Source organism: Microbacterium sp. NPDC089698 (assembly GCF_044749045.1).
GTDB lineage: Bacteria > Actinomycetota > Actinomycetes > Actinomycetales > Microbacteriaceae > Microbacterium.
The window spans coordinates 318,146-339,776 of sequence record NZ_JBIVHE010000004.1 but is presented as its reverse complement, the minus strand read 5'-3'; the positions used below and the strand labels follow the sequence as shown (position 1 = coordinate 339,776).

Below are 21,631 nucleotides of genomic sequence, written 5' to 3'. Positions count from 1 at the left end.
CCCGCAATCATCTCTAATCAATATAGTCATTTGGTGGATCGGCGTCTGCGCCTCAGCGCAGGCCGGCGAGCGTCGCGACGCGCAGCGCCGTGTGCAGCTCGCGGCGCACGCCCCCGTCCGCGAGGTCCACGTCGGCGATCGCGCGGATGCGATCGAGCCGGTAGTAGAGCGTGCTCCGGTGCACGTGGAGCTCCTGGGCCGTGCGCTGCGCATCGCATCCGCAGTCCAGATAGGCCTCGAGCGTGTGCGCGAGGTCGGGCCCGGACTGCGCGTCGAGCAGGCGCTGCACGGCTTCGGGGAGGTCGGTGAGTGCCAGCTCGGCGAGCGGCAGCTGCAGCAGCACGCGGTCGAGGCCCAGCTCGGCCCAGTGCGCGACGCTGCCCCGCTCGCCGTCGACGACGGCCGCCCGCTGGGCGATCCGCGCCTCCCTGAGGGAGCGGACCGCCGAGGCGAGCGGGGCGTGGGCCCCGCCGATCCCGGCGCGCAGGGCGGAGAACGCCGGCTGGGCGAGCAGGGCGGTGAGCCGGTCGGCATCGATCTCGTAGGGGACGGCGATCACGGCCTCCCCGTCGATCACGGCGCCGACGGCCTTGAGGGTGGGGAACACCGGGATGCTCGCGACGGCCCTGTCCAGCAGCAGGCGCAGGGTCGCGGCGCTCGCGGCCGCACCGGGGGCGACGGCGAGCGAGATCGCGGTGTAGTGCGGGGCGGGGGAGAGCAGGCCGCTCGTGAGCAGTTCGTCCGCGGCTCGCGCGCGCTGGTCGGCACCGCCGCCGAACAGCGCGGAGAGCAGCCGAAGGGCCCTGTCCTCGTCCTGCCTGCTGCCGAGCGCCATCGCGGCGAGCACTACGCCGAGCTGCTCGCGCCCGGTGCGCAGCACCTCATCATCGGCCGCGGGCTCGTGCCCTTCGGGGATCGTCGACGAGACGTAGCCGACGACGTGACCGTCGTGCCGGACCGGTGCGACGAGGCGGGTCTGTCCGCCCTCGATCGCCGGGATCAGCACCGGACCGTCGGCCTGACCGACGCGGAACTCCTTGATCGACTCCCGCGCGCGGGACGATCCGCGGTGGGCCAGGATGATCGCCAGCCGCGCATGGTCGACATCGCCGTCGTGCACGCTGAACGCGATCACGGCGAACTCGGCGTCGAACACGATGATGGGCCGGCCGAGCCGGTCCGCATAGGCCTGCACCTGCGCTTCGAGCGTCATCGCCCGCCTCCCTGTCTGCTGCTGCTCCCCGCGGTCCGACGGGAGCCCTCGCGAGACTCCGCGGAAGCGGCGGAGGGACGGCCGCGTTGCAGAGAATCGAGAAATAGATCTATATTCATTATATTCATTTCTTGAGAGGCGATGCGATGGCAAAGATGACAGGCGGCGACGCGCTCACCCTGGCCCTGCTCAGCGAGGGCGTCGAGACGGTCTTCGGGATCCCCGGCGTCCAGCTCGACGGGCTCACCGACGGGATGTACCGCAAGCAGGACGAGATCGACCTGCTGGTCCCGCGGCACGAGCAGAGCACGACCTACATGGCGGACGGCTATCACCGGGCGTCCGGCAAGCCCGGCGTCGCGATGGTCGTGCCGGGCCCCGGGGTGCTCAACGCGGGCGCCGGCATGGCGACCGCGTACGCCTGCTCCTCGCAGGTGATGCTCCTGGCCGGCACGATCCCGTCCCGGCTCGTCGGCGGCGGCCTCGGCGCCCTGCACGAGATCCCGCGGCAGACGGAGACCGTCGAGGGGCTCACCAAGTGGTCGATGCGTCCCACCCGGGCCGAGGAGATCCCGGAGCTCGTGCACGAGGGCTTCCGCCAGATGCGCACCGGCCGTCCCCGCCCGGTGGCGCTCGAGCTCGGACCCGACCTGCTGCACGCCGAGATCGATGTGGAGGTCGGCGACCCGTTCACGGCGGAGGCGCCGGTCGCGCCGGCCCAGGACGTGGCGGCGCTCCTGCACCTGCTGGCGGAGAGCGAGCGCCCGGTCCTGCACGTCGGCGGGGGCGTGCGCGGGAAGCGCGCCTTCGCCCTCATCGCCGCGCTCGCCGAGAAGCTGGACGCGCCGGTCGTCATGAGCGAGAACGGCCGCGGTGCGATCGACGCGCGCGATCCGCACGCCCTGCCCGCGTTCGCGCTCTGGGAGCTGCGTGCGACGGCCGATCTCGTGATCTCGTTCGGCAGTCGCTTCCTCACCCCGTTCGGCCAGCAGCTGAACGTCGGGGACGCGAGGATCGCGCTCGTGAACGTCGAGGCCGCGGATCTCGGCGCGCCCCGGCGTCCCGACCTCGCGATCCAGGCCGATGCGACCGCGGTGCTCGAGGCGCTCGTCGCCGAAGCGCCGGCGCGCGAGGGGTGGGGCGACGAGCTGCGCCGGATCCGCGCCGCGTGCGAGGAGCGGATCCGCGAGCGGGTCGCGCCGCAGATGGCCTTCGTGGACGCGATCCGCGCCGCCCTCCCCGAGGACGGCGTGTACGTCAACGAGCTCACCCAGATCGGCTATGTCTCGACCTACGGCTTCCCCGTGCAGGCGCCGCACTCGTACGTGTGGCCCGGCTATCAGGGCACGCTCGGCTATGCGATGCCCACGGCGCTCGGCGCGGCCGTGGGGGCGGGCGGGCGTCCGGTCGTGGCGGTGACCGGCGACGGCGGGATCGGCTGGTCCCTGCAGGAGTTCGCGACCGCCAAGCGCTACGGGATCCCCCTGGTGACCGTGCTGTTCGAGGACGGCCGGTTCGGCAACGTCTGGCGCATTCAGCGCGACACCTACGGCGGCCGGTTCATCGGCTCGGATCTCGTGAACCCCGACTTCGCGGTGCTCGCGCAGGCGTTCGGCATCGACTTCGTGGACGTCGAGGACGCCGACGGCGTCCGCACCGCGATCGAGGCCGCGATCGCGGCCCGTCGTCCGGCCATCGTCCGCGTGCGGGTGGACGTGTTCCCCTCGCCCTGGTCGCTCATCCACGAGAAGCACTGATCCGCGCCGGGGCCGCGGCGATCGGCGGCGGAGCGATCCCGCCCCTCCGCCGCGGCTCCGGATCCCGCCTCCGGCGACGCCCCACGGTGATCCGGTGGGGCTCATCGGGCGCCGACATGCGCGAGGGCGAGTGCGGCGAGGGCGGCCGCCTGATCCGCCAGGACGCCGTCCTCGAACAGCGCGCGGGGGGAGTGGTTCATCTCCGCCTCGTCGGGGTCGATCCCCGCGGGTGTCGCGCCGAGGAAGAGGAATGCCCCCGGCACCTCGGCGAGGACGGCGGAGAAGTCCTCGGAGGCCATCGAGGGTTCCGTCGCGCGCAGCGCGCGGCCCTCGCCGAGCAGTCCGCCGATCGTCGCGAGCGCCCGCTCGGCGCACGTCTCATCGTTGACGGTGACGGGGTAGACGGTACGGAACGAGACCGTGGCGCGGCAGCCGTGCGCCGCCGCGATGCCCTGCGCGAGAGCCGGTAGCTCCGCCTCCAGCACGTCCCGGCTGCGCTCGGAGAGGATGCGGATCGTCGCCCCGAGCGAGGCGGTGTCGGGGATGGCGTTGATGATCTCGCTGCCGGCGAGCTTCGTGACGGACAGGACGATCGGATCCGAGGTCGGGAAGCGCCGGGTCGCGAACGCGTGCAGGGCGAGGACGATCTGCGCGACGGCCGGCACGGGATCGATCGCCTGCTGCGGACGCGACCCGTGCCCGCCGCGGCCCTCGACCACGACCTCGAGCGCGCAGGCGCCCGCCATGATCGTCCCGCCGCGGGTCGAGAACACGCCCGGCGGTCCCGGGAGGACGTGCACGCCGTACGCGGCCTCGACGCGCGTTCCCGCGGCATCGAGCACGCCCTCGCGGATCATCCTCAGGGCTCCGCCTCCGGCCTCCTCGCCGGGCTCGAACATGAGCACGACCGCGCCGGCCATCCGCTCCCGTCGCGCGGCCAGCAGCCGGGCGGCACCGACGAGTCCCGCGGTGTGCAGGTCGTGCCCGCAGGCGTGCATGACCCCTTCGCGGCGAGAGGCGTAGGGGAGTCCGGTGCGCTCCTGCACCCGGAGGGCATCCATGTCGGCGCGCAGCAGCACGGCGGGGCCGGGGTGCGCGCCGCGCACCACGGCCGTGATCGAGGAGAAGTCCTCGGGGCCCGAGGCCATCTCGAGGTCGAGCTCGCCGAGGGCGTCCTGCACCGCGCGCTGCGTCCGGGGGAGGCGGAAGCCCGCCTCGGGATGCGCGTGCAGCGCGCGTCGCAGGGCGACGAGGCCGGGCAGGAGCGCTTCCGCATCCGCGCGGAGCGCCGCAGGATCCGTCATGGGGGCTCCTTCGTCCCAGATCGACGATCCGTGGCCGCCGATGCCGATTGGATATGATGAATATATCCAATAGATGCTGCGCCGAGACCGGTCACCTCATACTCTGTACTCACGCGTGGCCGTCTCGGGGTCACCGCAGGGATCACCGGGGGAAAGTCATGACGCAGATCACCAACGCCGCCGTCGCCGTGCAGGTGGCGAAGTCGCTCGAGGACGAGATCGTCTCCGGCGGCTGGAAGGCGGGGCACTTCATCGGGCGGCGGCAGGAGCTCGCCACCCGATTCGGGGTGGCGCCCGCGACCCTCGGCGAGGCGATCCAGCTGCTGCGCTCGCGCGGCGTCGTGGACGCGAAGCCCGGTCCCGGCGGCGGGATCTTCGTCGCGTCGCGCTCGCCGTTCATGCAGCTCAGCGACCAGCTGCTGCAGCTGCGCGAGGGCAAGGCGACCGCGAGCGACTGTCTCCGCGTGCTCGACGCGCTGGATGGCCTCGTGCTGCACGATGCGATCGAGCACGCGAGCGACGACGACGTCGCCGAGATCGCGGCGCTGGCCGAGCGGCTCCAGGCGGTGTGGGGCACCGATGCGGGGCCGTCGGCGATCTGGGCGCTGCACGCGCGGATCGCCGAGATCACGCCGAACGAGCTGCTGCGCAGCCTCTACACGAACCTCGTCGACTACATCATCGCCGAGCAGCTCGAGGGCGCCACCGCGCCCAGCACGCCAGAGCGGCTGCGCACCCATCTGGACTTCGCCGAGGCCGTCGGCCGACGCGATCACGCCCTCGCGCGCTCCGCGGCGGAGCGCCACCGGCATTCCTCGGTCGCGACCCTGCTCTCCTGAGGATCCGAAGGATCCGAAGGCTCCGGCGGGTTGACAGGAGGACGCGTCTTCAATAATGTTCATATTCATTATTAAGAATTAACTTCCCGCCCGAGGAGGACGCATGCCGCTCGAGTTCCGAGGCGTCGTCGACGAGATGCTGCAGACCCCGAACCGTCCCGCCGGGGCGACCCCGCCGCCCATCCGGCTCTCGCAGAACGAGATGCCCTGGACGCCGTCGGCGCCGATCGTCGCGGCCATGTCCGCGGCGGTCGAGACGTCGCACCGCTACCCGGACTATCACCGTGCCGCGGCCCGTGCCGCGATCGCCGGGACGCTCGGCGTCGACCCCGACCGGGTCGCCGTGGACAACGGCTCCGGATCCCTCCTGCACGGGCTCGCCCGGCTCGTCTGCGAACCGGGCGTGCACGGCGTCTACCCCGCGCCGTCCTTCGAGGCCTACAAGGCGGCACTCGCCCTGGCCGGGGCCGACGCGACCGCGGTCGGTCTCGCCGACGACGGCGCGATGGACCTGGAGGCGATGGCCGCGGCGATCCGTCCCGAGACGCGCATCGTGTACCTCTGCAACCCGAACAACCCGACCGGCGGCCTGATCCCGGTCGAGGGGCTGCGGGAGTTCCTCGGGCGCGTGCCGGAGAACGTGATCGTCGTGCTCGACGAGGCCTACCGCGAGTTCGTGACCGACGAACCGGTCGAGGCCACGCTGCCGCTCCTGGACGAGTTCGAGAACCTCGTGATCCTGCGCACGCTCTCGAAGTCGCACGGGCTGGCCGGCATCAGAGCCGGCTACGCCGCGGCCACCGCGCGGATCGCGGAGGCGCTGCGGCGCACCTCCGTCGGGTTCGCGCTGAACGGGATCGCCGAGGCCGCGCTCATCGCGGCGTTCAGCCCCGAGGGCATCGCGATCGCCGACGAGAGGGTCGCGACGATCGTCGCGGAGCGCGCGCGCATCGTGCGCGCGCTCGACGAGGCGGGGGTGGCGGTGCTCCCGAGCCAGTCCAACTTCCTGTTCCTCCCCGGCGACGCCGGCGCGCTCATGGCGCGCTTCGCGGAGCAGGGCGTCCTCGCCCGGCCGTTCCCGAACGCCGGCGGCGCGCGTGTCACGGTCGGTCTCCCCGCGGAGAACGACGCCGTCCTCGCCGCCCTTCTCTGACCCCTGATCGTTCTCCGGCGCGTCGCGATCGCGCGCCGGGGATCGCCGACGAACACGATCGCGCCCCCGGCGGCCCGGGTTCCGACACCGTGTCGGATCGCCCGGGAAGGACTTCGGAGCCGGGCCCGATGAGGCCCGCGCAGCGGCTTCCTACGCTGACAACACGACAGACGGAGCGGTCTGATCCCGGGTGACCGGTGGTCTCGGATCCGCTCTCGCACACGGAAGAAGAGGGCAGTGACGGCAAGCGACTTCGAACGCGACCGGCGAGCATCGATCCGGCGCTCGATGACCGGCGGGTTCGGCTGGACGGTGTTCCTCGCCGCCCTGACGCTCGTGTTCGTCTACCCGGTCTCGATGATCGCCATCGGCGCGTTCCGCGACGGGCTGCCGTCGGACGACCTGCCCTTCACGATCGGCGGCCTCCTCGCGGCGTTCCAGGATCCCGAGACGTGGAAGACCATGGGCAACTCGCTGCTGCTCGTGGTCGTGTGCGGCACGATCTCGGTCGCCGGCGGCGGGCTCTTCGCCTGGATCGCGGCGAACACCAACGTCCCCGGCCGTCGCCTGCTGACGCCGCTCATGGCGGTGAACCTGTTCGTGCCGCCGCTGTTCCACACGCTCGGCTGGATCATGCTGGGCAACCCGCAGAACGGCCTGCTCAACCAGTTCGGCCGCATGCTCGGCATGCACGGACCGCTCATGAACATCCAGAGCTGGGGCGGCCTGTTCCTGCTCATGTCGCTCGGCTACATGCCCTTCGCGTACCTGCTCATGCTCGGCGCCTTCAAGAACCGGGACCAGTCGCTCGACGAGGCCGCGGCGATCAGCGGAGCCGGAGCGGTGCGGACCTTCTTCACGATCACGATCCCCTCGGTCGGACCTGCGATCACCGGCGCCGCGATCCTCATCGCCGTGCTCGTGTTCCAGTCCTTCGACAGCCCGCAGCTGATCGGGCGCCAGGCCAACATCTTCGTGTTCTCGACGCAGATCTTCCACTACGTGCGCGATCAGGCTCCCGCCGAGTACACGAAGGCCTTCGCGCTCTCGCTCGTGCTCATCGTGCTCGTGCTGCTGCTCTTCCTCGCGCAGCGCTGGATCCTCCGCGGCCGCAGTTTCACGACCCTCACCGGCAAGACCTCGCGTCGCGAGCCGCAGGAGCTCGGGCCCGTGCGCTGGGTGCTCTCGGCCCTCATCGTCCTGTTCCTGCTGCTGAACCTGATCCTGCCGCTGTTCGCGATGATCCTCGGCAGCCTGCAGCCGATCTTCGGCGTCATGAGCACCGGGCTCACCTTCGACAACTACGTGCAGATGCTCACGGATCCCGAGTTCAGCTCGAGCCTGGGGCTCACGGCCTGGCTCGCGGTGATCGGCGGCTTCGGCTCGATCGCCGTCGCCCTGCTCACGACCTACGTCACCGCGCGCCGCACCGGTTTCATCCGCTCGTACACGTCGTTCTCGGTGTGGATCCCGTGGGCGCTGCCCGGCATCGTCCTGGCGCTCGCGTACATGTTCGCGGTGCTGTACGTGCCGGCGTTCCGCGGCCTCTACGGGACGGCGTTCCTCATGACGCTCGTGCTCATCGTCGCCACGATCCCCGTCTCGAGCCGGATCGCGGAGGGCGCGCTCGCCCAGCTCTCGCCCGAGCTCGAGGAGGCGGGGCGCACGTCCGGCGCCGGATCCTGGCGCGTGCTGCTCACGATCGTGCTCCGGCTCGTCGTGCCCAGCTTCCTGTCGGGCTGGTTCCTCTCGGCGCTCTTCATCGCCGGCAACCTGTCCGTGCCGATGCTGCTCGCCCCTCCCGGACTGCAGCCGGTCTCGCTGACCGCGTTCCAGCAGTTCCTGCAGGGCAACATGTCGCAGGGCGCCGCGCTGTTCATGATCATCCTCGTCGCGGCCATGGGCGTGCTCGCGCTCGCCGCCGGATCCATGAAGCTCGCCGCGGTCCTCCGCGCCCGCGCCGGCCGCTCCGGCCGCGCCCCCTCAGTCCCCCTCACCCGGATCACCCCCTGACACACCCGAGAGGAAGAATGATGACGTTCTCCCGCACCACCCTCCGCCTCGCGACGGCCACTCTGGCCGTCGGAGCGCTCGCAGCACTGACCGCCTGCTCGTCCGGCACCGCCGCCGCCAAGCCCGACGCCCCGATCGAGGTCCCCGGCACGGGCGCCGCCGGCAACGCGCACATGAACGACCTCTACGACAAGGCGGTCTCGGCAGGCAAGACCGACATCGTCGTCTACGGCCCCAGCGTCTCGTCGCAGAAGGCGCTGTTCAAGGCCTTCACCGACCGCTTCCCCGGGATCAAGGTCGTCCAGCAGGACCAGCCCGACGCCCAGAGCATCACGAAGATCGAGACCGAGGCGCAGAGCGGCAACCGCATCGCCGACATCTACGACGGCGGCGAGTCTCCGCAGGTCGCCGCGAAGCCGGACCTGTGCACCAAGGCCGACGTGAAGACCGCTCCGGACGGCTTCGAGATCCCGACCAACTTCGACGGCCGCCTCACCTACTATGCGATGCGCTACTTCGTGTTCGTCTACAACACCGACATGGTGAAGGAGAACGAGGCCCCGAAGAACTGGAAGGACCTGCTCGACCCGAAGTGGAAGGGCAAGATCACGGTCGGCGACCCGACGGTCCCCGGCGGCATCCGCTACATCCTCACCTCGCTCATGGTGCCGGAGAGCGCCGACAAGTGGGGCAAGCCCTACGTCGAGGCGCTCGCCCAGCAGGACGTGCAGTTCGCGCAGTCCGAGCCCAACGTGCCCGCCGACGTGGCGAGCGGCCGGTTCCCGATCGGCATCGCCGTCTACCAGGGCTTCTACGAGGACGTGAAGGCGAAGGGCGGCCCGGTCGCCGCCGTCTTCCCGCTCGACGACGGCGGCAACTTCATGTCCCGCACCGGCATGTGCATCGTGAACAAGGCCCCGCACGCGGACGCCGCACAGCTCTACATCAACTGGCTGTACTCGCCCGAGGGGCAGAAGGCGCTCGCCGAGAAGAACAAGTCCTACGGCTGGACGCCGGACGCCCCCGGCCCGCAGGGCGCCCCGGCTCTGAGCAAGCTCGGGCGCCTGCCGTTCTCCAACCCCGACCCGAACTTCAACCAGCCCTACTTCGACTTCATCAACGCGCAGTTCAAGAAGTAGCCGCTTCGAAATCCGACGTCCCCCAGCGAGAGAGCACTGATCGGCATGACTGAGGTCCAGGTATCCGGACTGACCAAGCGCTACGGCGGCAAGACCGCTCTGCACGGATTGGATCTGACGATCGGATCCGGCGAGTTCGTCACCCTGCTCGGCCCCTCGGGCTGCGGCAAGACGACGACGCTGCGGTGCCTGGCCGGTCTCGAGCGCCCCACGGGCGGACGCATCAGCATGGGCGATCGCATCGTCGTCGACACCGACCGGCGCACGTTCGTGCCGGCCGACAAGCGGCAGGTGGGCATGGTGTTCCAGAGCTACGCGCTCTGGCCGCACATGAGCGTGGCGGAGAACGTCGCCTACCCGCTCAAGGTCGCGAAGGTGGGGGCGGCCGAGCGCCGCACCCGTGTCGCCGACATGCTCTCCGCGGTGGGACTCGCGGACTTCGAGAAGCGTCCGGTCACCGCCCTGTCGGGCGGCCAGCAGCAGCGGGTGGCTCTCGCCCGCGCGCTGGCCGCCCGGCCGGGCATCATCTTCTACGACGAGCCGCTCTCCAACCTCGACTCCAAGCTGCGCTACCAGATGGGCCAGCAGGTGCGCGCGCTGCACAACCAGTTCGAGACGACCTCCGTCTACGTCACGCACGACCAGGAGGAGGCGATCACGCTCTCCGACCGGATCATCGTCATGAGCGAGGGCGCGATCGTGCAGGACGGCTCGCCCAGCGAACTGTACGACCGCCCCAACTCGGCGTACGTCGCCGACTTCATGGGCTTCCAGAACATCCTTCCCGGCACGATCCGCGCCGTCCGCGACGGGATCGCCGACGTCGAGGTCGACGGCACCTCGCTCGTGGTCTCGGGCGTCGTGACCGGCGAGGCCGCGGCGGGGGAGCGGGCCGATGTGGCCTTCCGCGCCGCGCACGCCCGGATCATGCCGGTCGACGATCTCGCACCCGGCGCCGGACGGTTCCGCGCGGCCGTCGAGCGCAGCACCTACCTCGGCAGCGCCGTCAACCTCCTCGTCCGCACCGACGGGCTGCCGCTGCGCGTGCGGGTGGAGACGGGCGAGATGGCCGCGGACGCGGTGCCGCGCCCCGGCGACGCCTACGGCTTCGCGATCAACCCCGCCCGCGCGGTCGTGATCCCGCACCGCTCGGCGGCGGCGCCCGCCGAGGACGACTACCTGACCACGATGACCGATGCGATCGTCGCCGCGCACTGAGCGACCGACGCCCGAGAGGAATGCCCATGAGTGACCTGCCCACCCCCCGCTCCGATGCGCCGCGTATTCGTGAGCTCGCCGAGATCGGCGGCCGCTCGGATACGCGGGACGTGCTCGCCCACGCGACCAAGCAGGCGCGCGACGACTACGACGACTACTTCATCGTCGACATCGATGCGCACGTCTCGGAGGACCACTTCTGGGGCGAGGTGCTGAGCCTCATCGACAACGATGTGTGGCGCGACCTGGGCATGAGCCAGTACGCGGGCTTCGCCGGCAACAACGCGCTCCTGAACATCCAGCCCGGCATGTCGCAGCAGAGCGTCGGCGGCCGCATCGGCCACCAGGGCCGCAAGGAGCCCACCGACGGCACCGAGGGGCACCCGTTCGTCACCGCCGCGCGGCGCGGCATGGACGCGATGGGCCTCGACTACCAGGTGGTGTTCCCGAGCGCGATGCTGCTGCTCGGCATGCACCCGCAGGACGAGGTCGAGGTCGTGCTGGGCCGCGCCTTCAACCGCTGGCTCACCGAGGTGATCCTGCCGCCGAACCCGCGCCTCAAGGGCATGCTCTACCTGCCCTACAACACCCCGGAGGTGTGCGAGGAGCTGGTCGAGCAATACGCCGACGATCCGGGGATCATCGGCTACACGGTGTGCTCGACGCGCAACAACCCGGTGCACTCCGACGTCTACACGCGCCTCTACAAGCTCATCGAGGACAGCGGCAAGCCGCTCGCGTTCCACTCCGGCTACCACTGGGGGGACCCGTCGTTCGCCCAGCTGAACCGCTTCCTCTCCATGCATGCGCTCTCGTTCACGCACTACAACCAGATCCACGTGACGAACTGGATCATCAACGCGATGCCGGAGCGCTTCCCGAAGCTCAAGATGGTGTGGGTCGAGAGCGGCCTGGCGTGGATCCCCTTCCTCATGCAGCGTCTCGACCACGAGGTGCTCATGCGGCCGAGCGAGGCCCCCGGTCTCAAGCGCCTGCCGAGCGAGTACATGAAGGAGATGTGGTACACGACGCAACCCATGGAGCGGACCAACATGGAGCTGCTCGAGGCCACCATGAAGTCCTTCAACGCCGAGACGCAGCTGCTCTACTCGTCCGACTGGCCGCACTGGGACTGGGACGCGCCGTCCACGATCACCCGCCTGCCCTTCCTCTCCGAGCAGGCCAAGCGCAACATCCTCGGGCTGAACGCCGCACGCGTGTTCAACCTCCCCACCGACCGACAGAAGCCCTCCGCGGAGCGCGTGCTCCTGGAGCGACCCGGGATCTCCTGACATGACTGACACCGACACCACCACCACCGCCCCCGAGATCGCCGAGCTCTCGGCGGTCATCACCCGCCTCGGCGAGCTCGTGCAGCACGTGCGCGACAGCGAGCGCGGCGCCGACGTCTCCGACGAGCAGATCGCCGATGTGCTCTACGCCGCCGCCCGCCTCTTCTCGGCGAAGACCGATCGCGTCGGCAAGATCTCCTGGCCGATCCGCGAGGACGCGCTCAACGCGACCGAGACCGTCGTCCTCGTGACGGCGCTCCTGGACGCCGCGGACGTGAACCTCTTCGACATGGCGATCTGGTACCGGAGAGCCGAATGAGCGCGCAGGTCGTCCGCCGGGACGTCGTCGTCGCGAGCCTTGCCGATCTGCAGGAGCGCGAGCGGATCGTCGTCGACGTCGACGGGACCGAGCTCGGCGTCTACTTCCACGCCGGCGAGGTGCGCGCCTGGTACAACGTCTGCCCGCACCAGGGCGGCCCGGTCTGTCAAGGCAAGATCATGCCACGCACCGTCCAGCTCGTGCGGGGCGAGGACGGGCTCAAGAGCGGCGGACCCGGATTCCATCCCACCGACCGCAACATCGTGTGCCCCTGGCACGGCTTCGAGTTCGACATCCTCACCGGCAAGCACCCTGCGGACCACCGCGTCGGGCTGCGCCCGATCCCGGTCCGCGTCGACGCCGACGACGTCATCGTCACGGTCTGACGAGACCGGCGGACCCCTCCGGCCCCGCCGCCCGCTCCCCGAGAGCAGGGCGGCGGGGCCGCGTCGTCTGCGGCCGCACAGGGCGGCGGTCGTAGGCTGGAGGGATGAGCGACTATCTCGTCCGGCCCGCGCGGGCCGCCGACGTCCAGGGCATCTACGCACTCCTGGAGCCGCTCGTGGAGCGAAGGATCCTGCTCGGCAAGGACATCGCGGTGCTCTACGGCGCGGTGCAGGAGTTCGTGGTGGCGGAGGCCGACGGTCGCCTCATCGGCTGCGGCGCGCTGCACGTCATGTGGGAGGACCTCGGCGAGGTGCGCACCCTGCTCGTCGAGGAGGGATGGAAGCACCACGGCGTCGGGCGGGCCATCGTGGAGCGCCTCGAGGCGCACGCGGTCGATCTCGGCCTCAGCCGCCTGTTCTGCCTGACCTTCGAGGTGCCGTTCTTCGAGCGTCGCGGATTCGCGCCGATCGGCGAGCAGGTCGTCGACCCCGACGTCTACACCCAGCTGCTGCGCAGCGGCGACGAAGGCGTGGCCGAGTTCCTCGATCTCGCGCACGTGAAGCCGAACACGCTCGGCAACACGCGGATGCTCAAGCACCTTGTCTAACCTGGAAGCATGAGCCCTCGCCAGTCCGCCGCCGTCTATCGTCGCCGGCGGATCGTGGTCCTCGGCATCATCATCGTGCTGCTCGCGCTGCTGATCGTGCTCGTATGGGCGCTCGTCGGGCGCGGAGCACCCGGCGCGGATCCGAAGCCCGCTCCCACGACCTCGTCGACGCGCTCGCCCTCGCCGACCGCATCGGCGCCGCCCGCCACTCCGGATCCGAGCGCCGACGCGAGCCCCGACCCCGCGACCACGCCGGGCCCGACGAGCACCGCGGGCGCCGGGCCGGTGCCCTGCACCGCGGCGGAGGTGCAGGTCACGGCCGTCGCCGATCACGACAGCTACTCGGCCGACGAGAACCCGAAGCTCTCGATCTCGCTGACCAACAGCAGCAGCAAGGACTGCACGATGAACGTCGGCACCACGACGCAGGCGTTCACGATCACGAGCGGGAACGACACCTGGTGGCGATCCACGGACTGCCAGCAGACCCCGAGCGACGCGGTCCAGACCATCAAGGCCGGCGCGACGATCACCAGCGCGACCCCGGTCGTCTGGGATCGCACGCGCTCGAGCGTCGACACCTGCGATGCGGCGGACCGGCAGCGCGCCCCGGGAGGCGGGGCGGCCTACCGGCTGACCGTGTCGATCGGCGGGTTCCAGAGCACGAATCCGGTGCAGTTCCTGCTGAATTGATCCTGGACGGATCGTGGGAATATGTCGCCTGGGTGCAACCTTTGGGATACCATAGGAAGCAAGTCTTCGAGATCTTGACGGTTGCCATCCCCAGTGGCTTCGACAATCTCAAGCGTCCCCAGCGCATCGTCGTCCGTCGTCGAGGACTTTGAGGGCCTCTTCGATCGTCTGTCCCCAAGCGATGAGCGAAGAGGTCCTCTCCTATGCTGGAACGATGGCCGTGAAGAAGTCGAAGAAGAAGGCACCGGCCGCGGCGGACTTCCGCTCCGAGGCGCTCGCGCAGGCGCTCGAGAAGCAGGACATGGCCGCGGTGGCGCTCGCCCTGCGCAACGGCAACACGGTCGTGCCGCTGATCCGACCCGGTGCGAGGGACGACCCGCGGGACGGCGGCGAGGTGTGGACGTATCGGGATCCGGCGACCGGCGACGTCGCGCTGCTGCTCTTCAGCGATGCGAAGCACAAGCCGGCGAACCTCCCGCCCGGCGTCGGGATCTACTCGCCGCTGTGGCTCCGCTCGTTCCTGACGACCCACCGCGAGGTGATCACGACCGTGTTCCTCGACATCGCCGGCCCGCACCCGATGCAGGCGTCTCCCGAGGAACTGCTGCGCGCGCTCGAGGCCTGACCTGGCGCCGGAACGCGCACGCCCCCGGCATCAGAACGCGGGCACCTCGTCGTCGAGGCGGCGCGGCGCCCGATGCGCCTTGACGTCGCCGAGGGCTCCGCGCAGGGTCGCGGAGCGGTCGTCGATCACGTGCGCATAGCCGAGCCGAGCCGCCTCGGAGCGGCGCTGGGACGCCTGGGTGACCGGGCGCACCTCGCCGGCGAGGCTCAGCTCGCCCACGGCGGCGAGCGTTCGCGGCACGGCGTCGTCCCTGAGGGATCCGGCCACCGCGATCGCGATCGCCAGATCCGCCGCCGGCTCGACGAAGCGCACGCCGCCCACCGTCGAGACGTAGACGTCCTTGTCGCTGGTCTTGATGCCGGCGCGGCGCTCGAGCACGGCGAGCACCATCGCCACGCGTGAGGAATCGAGGCCGTTCACGACGCGGCGCGGGTTGGGTGCCTGGGTGGGGATCGTGAGCGCCTGCACCTCGACCGGCATCGCGCGCCGGCCCTCGAGCGCGATCGCGACGCACGTGCCCGGCTCCGGACGCCCGCGCGACAGGAACAGGCTCGACGGATCCGGCACCTCCGCGATCCCGGATCCGGTCATCTCGAAGCAGCCGACCTCGTCGGTCGGCCCGAACCGGTTCTTGAGCGCCCGGACGAAGCGCAGGGACGTCTGGCGGTCGCCCTCGAAGTGGCAGACGACGTCGACGAGGTGCTCGAGCACGCGGGGACCGGCGACCGATCCGTCCTTCGTGACGTGCCCGACGATCACGATCGGGAGATCCCGTTCCTTCGCCACCCGGATGAGCGCCGACGCGACCTCGCGCACCTGAGCCGGCTGGCCGGCGGCGCCATCCGACAGCGCGGAGGCGACGGTCTGCACGGAGTCGACGATCACGAGCTCCGGGGAGACCTCGTCGATGTGGCCGAGGATCGTGCCGAGGTCGGTCTCGGCCGCGAGGTACAGCTCGTCGTGCAGCGCTCCCGTGCGCTCCGCGCGCAGCCGCACCTGCGCCGTGGACTCCTCGCCACTCGCGTACAGCACCCGCCGGCCGGACCGGGCCGCCGCGGCCGCCACCTCGAGCAGCAGCGTGGACTTGCCGACGCCCGGCTCGCCGCTCAGCAGGATCGCCGCTCCCGGCACGATGCCGCCGCCGAGCACGCGGTCGAACTCGGCGACGCCGCTCGAGCGCCGTGGCGACTCCTGCGAGGTGAGCGACGTGATCGGGCGCGCCTGCCGGCCGGACGCCGGGGCCGTCGCCTCGACCCGGCGCACGATGCCGGTCTGCGCGGCCTGCTCGGTCACCGTGCCCCACTGCTGGCACTCGCCGCACCGGCCCACCCATTTCGCGGTCGTCCACCCGCACTCGGTGCAGACGTACGCGGGGGCGGAGGGTTTCCGGGAGGCCATGCAGCAAGGCTAGCCGGGGCCGCCGACGCTCCGTCCCGTTACGCGGACGACGGGCGGCGGGAGTGGCGCACCGGTAGCCTCGAAGCACACGACGAGGGAGCGCGCATGAGCCAGGGCACCACCACCTTCCGCACGGTCGAGGAGCAGCAGGAGCGCGTGCTCGCCGCCGTCCGCCCGCGTCCCTCGGTGACGATCGGGGTGGACGAGGCGGCCGGGTTCACGCTCGCCGCGGACGCGGTCGCCGTGAACCCGGTTCCGGTCTTCGACAACTCCGCGATGGACGGTTTCGCGGTGCGGTTCGCGGACGTCGCGGCCGCGAGCGAGACGGATCCCGTGACCCTGCGCGTGACGGCGGATCTGCCGGCGGGGAGTCCCGAGGACCCGCCCCTCGACCCCGGTTGCGCCGTGCGCATCATGACCGGATCCGCGCTGCCAGGCCAGGCCGACACGATCGTCCCGTTCGAGGACACCGCGGGCGGGCTGGCGGACTCGCTGCAGACCGCCGTCGTGCAGCGTGCGCCGTTCGCGGAGGGCGCGCACGTGCGTCGCGCCGGGGCGGACGCCGCAGCCGGCTCCGTGGCCCTGGCCGCGGGGGCGCTGCTCGGACCGCGGCAGCTCTCGGCGCTCGCCTCGGTCGGGATCGCCCAGGTGCGGGTCGCGCCCCGCCCGCGCGTCGCCGTGGTGTCGACCGGATCCGAGCTGGTGCCGCCGGGTGCACCCCTGCGGCGCGGGCAGATCCCGGAGTCGAACGGCGTGCTGCTGGCCGGGCTCGCGGCCGAGGCCGGGGCGGACATCGTGCTGCGCGAGGTCGTCGGGGACGAGGGCGACGGGCCGGCGGAGGCCGCGGCGCGCGCCGCCGCGCTCGGCGCCGATGTGGTGATCTTCTCCGGCGGCGTGAGCGCGGGCGCGTATGAGGCGGTGCGGCTGAGCATGGGCGAGACGATGGAGTTCGTCGCGGTGGCGATGCAGCCAGGGAAGCCGCAGGCGTTCGGCGCGACCGCCGACGGCATGCTGCTGTTCGGACTGCCCGGCAATCCGGTCAGCGCCGCGGTGTCGTTCGAGACGTTCGTGCGCCCCGCGCTGCTGCGGCTCCAGGGCCGGACCGAGGTGCACCGCGAGCTCCGCCGCCTGCCCGCGGGCGCGGCCTGGCGCACCCCTCCTGCGCGCCGCCAGTACCTGCCGGCCGTGATCGTCGACGGTGCCGTGGTGCCCGCGACGAGAGGCGGATCCGGCTCGCACCTCACGGTCGGTCTCGCCGGAGCCACCGCCTACGCGATCGTGCCGGCCGACGTGGAGGCCGTCGAGGTCGGGGATCTCGTCGACGTGTGGGAGCTGCACTGAGCACGTCCGCCCCGTCGATCGCCGCCCTCGTGCTCGTGGGCGGGCGCGCGCGCCGCTTCGCCGGCGTCGCCAAGCCTCTGCTCGAGTTCGGCGGCTCGACGCCGTGGCAGCGCACCCTGGCGGCCCTCGGCGAGGACCGCGTCCGTCCGGTGCTCGCCGTCGGGACCGCCTGGGACGCCGACGAGCCCGCTCCGCCGGCCGGCGCGGCCATCGTCCCCGTGATCTGGGTGCGGGAGGACCCGCCGTTCGGCGGCCCCGCCGCGGCGATCGCGGCGGGGCTGTCCGGGCTCGAGGGGGCGGAGTGGGCGCTGCTGCTCGCCGGCGACCTCGTGCATCCGGCCGACGTCGTGCGGACGCTGTGCGGCGCCGTGCGCGCTGCCGAGGAGGAGAGCGCGGGGGAGGACGCCCTCGATCCCGTCGACGCGATCGTGTTCCGCGCCGACGGCCGCGCGCAGTGGCTGGCCGGCGCCTACCGCGTCGAGGCGCTCCGCGCCGCGCTCGTCGCCCTGGGGGATCCGTCCGGCAGGGCCGTCCGAGAACTGCTCGGAGGGCTTCCGATCCGGTGGATCACGGACGAGGATGGCCTCACAGCCGATATCGACACCCCCGATGACCTGGAGCGCGCCCGCGCGGTGCTGGCCGATCCGTCCGCCCGTCACGACGAGGAGCCCCGATGACCCCGAACGATCGCACGCTGCCCCCCGAGGCGCTGGACGACTGGGCCGCCGAGCTGCGCGAGCGGTTCGGCCTCGCGGAGGAGGACGTGCCGGTCGCGCTGATCCTCGACCTCGCGCGCGATGTCGCGAACGGCGTCGCGCGTCCTGCCGCACCGTTCAGCGCCTTCGTCGCGGGTCTCGTGGCGGGCCGCGCGGGCGGCAGCCCCGGCGACGTGCGCGCCGCGGTCTCCGCGATCTCGCAGCTCGCCCTCGCGCACGGCAGGGACTGAGCGTCCGGCGCACCCGTCGGCATCCGGGATCCGCATGGTCGTGATCCGAACCTCCTATCGCGCGCGGCATTATTCACGGCCGAAGTCCCCATGGGCGGCGATGCGCGATGCGAGTATGGAACCATGGCCAGCGCCGGGCCCGTCTGCGGGCCGATCTCCAGCTATTCGCGGGTGCGGATCCTGCACCTCGTGCAGGCACGTCCGCACCGCACGATCGGCGAGCTGTGCGAGGCCACGGCGCTGCATCCGAACACGGTGCGCGAGCACCTGCAGCGGCTGATCGAGGGGGGCTACGTCGTGCAGGCGACCGAGCACCGCACGACCCGCGGGCGTCCGCGCGTGCTGTACAGCGCCGCGACCGGCGCGCCGGAGGCGTCGAGCCCCGTCGCGAAGCAGAAGGCCGACGACGCCGCCCGCCGCGGGGACCTGCTGCGCCGCATGCTGCAGACCGAATCCTCGGGCCTCGGCCAGCAGGCGCTCTACCAGCTCGACGCCCTCGTCGAGCACCTCGAGGAGAGTGGCTTCGAGCCCGTGATCGACGAAGGCCGGCTCACCGTCGAGCTCACCCCGTGCCCGCACGCCGCCGCTCGGCCCGAGCACCGCCCGGTGCTCTGCCAGGTGCACCTCGGTCTCATGCAGGGCGTGCTCGCCCAGGCCGGCGGGCCGCTGACCGCGCGCTGCGTGCGCTCGGCGGCGCGGCCGGAGGAGTGCACGGTCGAATTGGACCGGGTCGGCGGATCCCGGTTCGCCATCGACGACCGCGTCGGATCCCCGACCGGATCCGCATCCGCTCACGGCACAGGATCCCGCATCGGATCCGCGAACGCAGGAGGCCCCGCGCATGGATTGGCTTGATCCGCTCGTCCTGTCCCGCTGGCAGTTCGGTCTGACGACCGTCTACCACTACCTGTTCGTGCCTCTCACGATCGGCATGGCCACCGTCACCGCGATCTTCCAGACCGCGTGGGTGCGCACCGGCAAGATCGAGTACCTGCACCTGACCCGGTTCTTCTCGAAGATCTTCCTCATCAACTTCGCCATGGGCGTGGTGACCGGCATCGTGCAGGAGTTCCAGTTCGGCATGAACTGGTCGGATTACTCGCGCTTCGTCGGCGACGTGTTCGGCGCCCCGCTCGCGTTCGAGGGCCTGCTCGCGTTCTTCCTCGAGGCGACGTTCATCGGGCTGTGGATCTTCGGCTGGGACAAGCTGCCGAAGAAGGTGCACCTCGCCACGATCTGGGGTGTCGCGATCGGCACGATCCTCTCGGCGTACTTCATCATCGCCGCGAACGCGTTCATGCAGAACCCGGTCGGCTATACCTTCAACCCGGCGACGAACCGCGCCGAGCTCACCGACTTCTGGGCGCTGCTGACCAACAAGGTCGCGCTCGCCGCGTTCCCGCACACGATCTTCGGCGCGTTCATGCTCGCGGCCGGCGTCGTGATCTCGGTCTCGGCCTGGCATCTGTCCCGCGGCCAGCACGTGGCGACCATGCGGAAGTCGCTCAAGTTCGGCCTGTGGGCGATCCTCGTCGCGACCGCGGGCGTGGTGCTCTCCGGCGACCAGCTGGGTCTCGCGATGTATTCGACGCAGCCGATGAAGATGGCGGCCGCCGAAGCGACGTTCAACACGGTGTGCGGCAAGGACGCGGCGTTCAGCCTGTTCACGCTCGGGACGCCGGACGGCAAGACCGACCTGTTCTCGATCCGGGTGCCGTATCTGCTTTCGCTGCTGTCGAATCACACCCTCGACGGCTGCGTGCACGGCATCAACGACCTGAATGCGGAGTACGCGCAGAAGTTCGCCTCCACGGGCCTCACCGAGTTCAACCCGGTGCTGTGGGTGACGTACTGGGCGTTCCGCTGGATGATCGGACTCGGGATGGCCCACGCGCTGGTCGCCGTGGCCGGCCTCTGGTTCACCCGCAAGAACGCCAAGCGCGAGCCCGCGCAGTGGATGTGGAAGATCGCGATCTACTCCTTCCCGCTGTCCTTGGGCGCGAACATCGTCGGCTGGGTCTTCACCGAGATGGGCAGACAGCCCTGGATCGTGTTCAGCCTGATGACGACGAAGAACGGCGTCTCGCCGGGGGTGAGCGGGGTCGAGGTGCTCATCTCGCTCATCTCCTTCACCGCGATCTACGCCGCCCTCGCGGTCGTGGAGATCGGGCTCATCGTCCGCGCCGCCAAGAAGGGGCCCGACATCACAGAGAAGCACGACGAGGACGCCCCTGTCCCGTCGGTCGTGTACTGAGGAAGGAGACGGACATGGATCTCGCAACGCTCTGGTTCTGGATCGTCGCCCTGTTCTTCGTGGGCTACTTCGTGCTCGACGGCTTCGACTTCGGGGTGGGCATGTCGCTGCCGTTCCTCGGCAAGGACGACGTCTCGCGCCGCCAGGTGATCAACACGATCGGCCCGGTCTGGGACCTCAACGAGACCTGGGTGATCGTGGCGGGCGCCTGCCTGTTCGCGTCGTTCCCGGAGTGGTACGCCTCGCTGTTCAGCGGCTTCTACCTGCCGCTGCTCGTGATCCTGCTCGCGCTCATCCTGCGCGGGGTGTCTTTCGAGTACCGGCACCAGCGGGACGACCCGCGCTGGAAGCGCCGATTCGACACGATGATCGTGATCGGATCCGCCGTTCCGGCACTGCTCTGGGGCGTCGCGTTCGGCAACATCGTGCAGGGCGTGGCGCTGGACGAGAAGCACGTTTTCCGCGGATCGGTGTTCGATCTGCTGAACCCGTACGGCCTGCTCGTCGGCGTCACCACGCTGCTCCTGTTCTTCCTGCACGGGCTGTACTTCGTCGCGCTCAAGACCGACGGCGTCGTGCACGAGCGCGCTCGCCGGGTGGCGCGGCTCGCCGCCCTGCCGACGATCCTCGTCGCCGCGGGGACCGTGGTGTGGACGATCGTGATCGCCGCCGGACGTCCTTCGCTGCTCTGGGCCGTGATCGCGCTCGGCGCCGTGGCCGCGGTGTTCCTCATCGTGTCGGTGGTGTTCTCGCTGCGCGGCCGTGACGGCTGGGCGTTCGCCGCCGGGGTCGTCACGATCCTCACGGCCGTGCTCATGCTGTTCTCCGCGCTGTTCCCGAACGTGCTGCCGTCGACGATCGATCCGGCCAACTCGCTCACGATCCAGAACGCGTCGAGCACGCCGTACACGCTGCAGATCATGAGCTGGACCGCGCTCGTGGCGATGCCGCTCGTCCTCGCGTACCAGGCATGGACGTACTGGGTCTTCCGCAAGCGCGTGCGCCGGTCGACGATCGAGGCGGCCCCCGCGCACGCATGATCCCCCTCCCGTCCTCGCTGTCTTCGCTGTTCCGGCCGTCCCCGCGCCGCCCCGCGACCGCCCCGTCTGCAGGAGCGCCCCTCGCCCGGGCAC

21 protein-coding genes are annotated in these 21,631 nt (G+C 70.9%); 18 read left to right on the top strand and 3 right to left on the bottom strand.

From position 1 onward, the window contains the following. Window positions 1-52: 52 nt before the first annotated feature. Window positions 53-1,213, bottom strand: coding sequence for a PucR family transcriptional regulator (locus ACIPY5_RS13585; protein WP_400971547.1), 1,161 nt, complete (start codon window positions 1,211-1,213; stop codon window positions 53-55). Window positions 1,214-1,359: 146 nt separating this feature from the next. Here ACIPY5_RS13585 and ACIPY5_RS13580 point away from each other — a divergent pair, with 146 nt between their 5' ends. Next, complete coding sequence (locus tag ACIPY5_RS13580; protein ID WP_400971545.1) at window positions 1,360-2,970, top strand: thiamine pyrophosphate-binding protein; 1,611 nt, start codon at window positions 1,360-1,362, stop codon at window positions 2,968-2,970. 101 nt (window positions 2,971-3,071) lie between these two features. Here ACIPY5_RS13580 and ACIPY5_RS13575 read toward each other — a convergent pair whose 3' ends face one another. After that, a complete protein-coding gene (locus tag ACIPY5_RS13575; RefSeq protein WP_400971543.1) occupies window positions 3,072-4,274 on the bottom strand; it encodes a M20 family metallopeptidase in 1,203 nt (400 codons plus the stop codon). Window positions 4,275-4,432: 158 nt separating this feature from the next. On the opposite strand from ACIPY5_RS13575, the gene ACIPY5_RS13570 reads away from it, so the two are divergent. The 11 genes from ACIPY5_RS13570 (at window position 4,433) to ACIPY5_RS13520 (ending at window position 14,559) form a co-directional block, all read left to right on the top strand. Next, the gene (locus ACIPY5_RS13570; protein WP_309341375.1) at window positions 4,433-5,113 is read left to right on the top strand and encodes an FCD domain-containing protein; all 681 of its coding nucleotides are present in this window, start codon (window positions 4,433-4,435) and stop codon (window positions 5,111-5,113) included. Window positions 5,114-5,216: 103 nt separating this feature from the next. Then, the gene (locus ACIPY5_RS13565; RefSeq protein WP_309341376.1) at window positions 5,217-6,266 is read left to right on the top strand and encodes an aminotransferase class I/II-fold pyridoxal phosphate-dependent enzyme; all 1,050 of its coding nucleotides are present in this window, start codon (window positions 5,217-5,219) and stop codon (window positions 6,264-6,266) included. Between the two features lie 237 nt (window positions 6,267-6,503). Beyond that, complete coding sequence (locus ACIPY5_RS13560) at window positions 6,504-8,279, top strand: iron ABC transporter permease (RefSeq protein WP_309341377.1); 1,776 nt, start codon at window positions 6,504-6,506, stop codon at window positions 8,277-8,279. A 20-nt stretch (window positions 8,280-8,299) separates the two neighbouring features. After that, the gene (locus ACIPY5_RS13555; RefSeq protein ID WP_400971541.1) at window positions 8,300-9,418 is read left to right on the top strand and encodes an ABC transporter substrate-binding protein; all 1,119 of its coding nucleotides are present in this window, start codon (window positions 8,300-8,302) and stop codon (window positions 9,416-9,418) included. 45 nt (window positions 9,419-9,463) lie between these two features. Further along, window positions 9,464-10,636: an ABC transporter ATP-binding protein gene (locus ACIPY5_RS13550; RefSeq protein WP_400971539.1), complete on the top strand. Its 1,173-nt coding sequence runs from the start codon at window positions 9,464-9,466 to the stop codon at window positions 10,634-10,636. 26 nt (window positions 10,637-10,662) lie between these two features. Beyond that, on the top strand, window positions 10,663-11,928 hold the full coding sequence (locus ACIPY5_RS13545) for an amidohydrolase family protein (RefSeq protein ID WP_309341380.1): 1,266 nt from the start codon (window positions 10,663-10,665) through the stop codon (window positions 11,926-11,928). 1 nt (window position 11,929) lies between these two features. Further along, window positions 11,930-12,247, top strand: coding sequence for a hypothetical protein (locus tag ACIPY5_RS13540; RefSeq protein ID WP_400971538.1), 318 nt, complete (start codon window positions 11,930-11,932; stop codon window positions 12,245-12,247). Further along, window positions 12,244-12,633: a Rieske (2Fe-2S) protein gene (locus tag ACIPY5_RS13535; protein WP_400971536.1), complete on the top strand. Its 390-nt coding sequence runs from the start codon at window positions 12,244-12,246 to the stop codon at window positions 12,631-12,633. Before ACIPY5_RS13540 ends, ACIPY5_RS13535 begins: the two co-directional genes overlap by 4 nt. A 104-nt stretch (window positions 12,634-12,737) precedes the next feature. Further along, entirely contained in the window at window positions 12,738-13,241 is a 504-nt protein-coding gene (locus ACIPY5_RS13530) for an amino-acid N-acetyltransferase (protein WP_309341383.1), read from the top strand. Window positions 13,242-13,250: 9 nt separating this feature from the next. Beyond that, entirely contained in the window at window positions 13,251-13,934 is a 684-nt protein-coding gene (locus ACIPY5_RS13525) for a hypothetical protein (protein ID WP_309341384.1), read from the top strand. Window positions 13,935-14,148: 214 nt separating this feature from the next. Then, a complete protein-coding gene (locus ACIPY5_RS13520) occupies window positions 14,149-14,559 on the top strand; it encodes a dehydrogenase (protein ID WP_400971533.1) in 411 nt (136 codons plus the stop codon). A 30-nt stretch (window positions 14,560-14,589) separates the two neighbouring features. Here the strand turns inward: ACIPY5_RS13520 and radA are convergent, their stop codons facing one another. Continuing rightward, on the bottom strand, window positions 14,590-15,957 hold the full coding sequence (gene radA / locus ACIPY5_RS13515) for a DNA repair protein RadA (RefSeq protein ID WP_309341386.1): 1,368 nt from the start codon (window positions 15,955-15,957) through the stop codon (window positions 14,590-14,592). 105 nt (window positions 15,958-16,062) lie between these two features. Between radA and glp the strand changes: the two genes are divergently transcribed. From glp to cydB, 6 genes are all read left to right on the top strand, one after another. Further along, on the top strand, window positions 16,063-17,298 hold the full coding sequence (gene glp / locus ACIPY5_RS13510; RefSeq protein WP_400971531.1) for a gephyrin-like molybdotransferase Glp: 1,236 nt from the start codon (window positions 16,063-16,065) through the stop codon (window positions 17,296-17,298). Then, on the top strand, window positions 17,283-17,975 hold the full coding sequence (locus tag ACIPY5_RS13505; protein ID WP_400971530.1) for a molybdenum cofactor guanylyltransferase: 693 nt from the start codon (window positions 17,283-17,285) through the stop codon (window positions 17,973-17,975). Before glp ends, ACIPY5_RS13505 begins: the two co-directional genes overlap by 16 nt. Continuing rightward, on the top strand, window positions 17,972-18,244 hold the full coding sequence (locus ACIPY5_RS13500; protein ID WP_309341389.1) for a DUF6457 domain-containing protein: 273 nt from the start codon (window positions 17,972-17,974) through the stop codon (window positions 18,242-18,244). The genes ACIPY5_RS13505 and ACIPY5_RS13500 overlap by 4 nt, the downstream gene beginning before the upstream one ends. A 123-nt stretch (window positions 18,245-18,367) precedes the next feature. Beyond that, window positions 18,368-19,099 carry a helix-turn-helix transcriptional regulator gene (locus tag ACIPY5_RS13495; protein ID WP_400971527.1) on the top strand — a complete coding sequence of 244 codons (732 nt, stop codon included), beginning with the start codon at window positions 18,368-18,370 and terminating at the stop codon, window positions 19,097-19,099. Then, a complete protein-coding gene (locus ACIPY5_RS13490; RefSeq protein WP_400971525.1) occupies window positions 19,086-20,498 on the top strand; it encodes a cytochrome ubiquinol oxidase subunit I in 1,413 nt (470 codons plus the stop codon). Before ACIPY5_RS13495 ends, ACIPY5_RS13490 begins: the two co-directional genes overlap by 14 nt. A 14-nt stretch (window positions 20,499-20,512) precedes the next feature. Further along, complete coding sequence (gene cydB / locus ACIPY5_RS13485) at window positions 20,513-21,538, top strand: cytochrome d ubiquinol oxidase subunit II (RefSeq protein ID WP_400971523.1); 1,026 nt, start codon at window positions 20,513-20,515, stop codon at window positions 21,536-21,538. The last annotated feature ends 93 nt before the right edge of the window (window positions 21,539-21,631 follow it).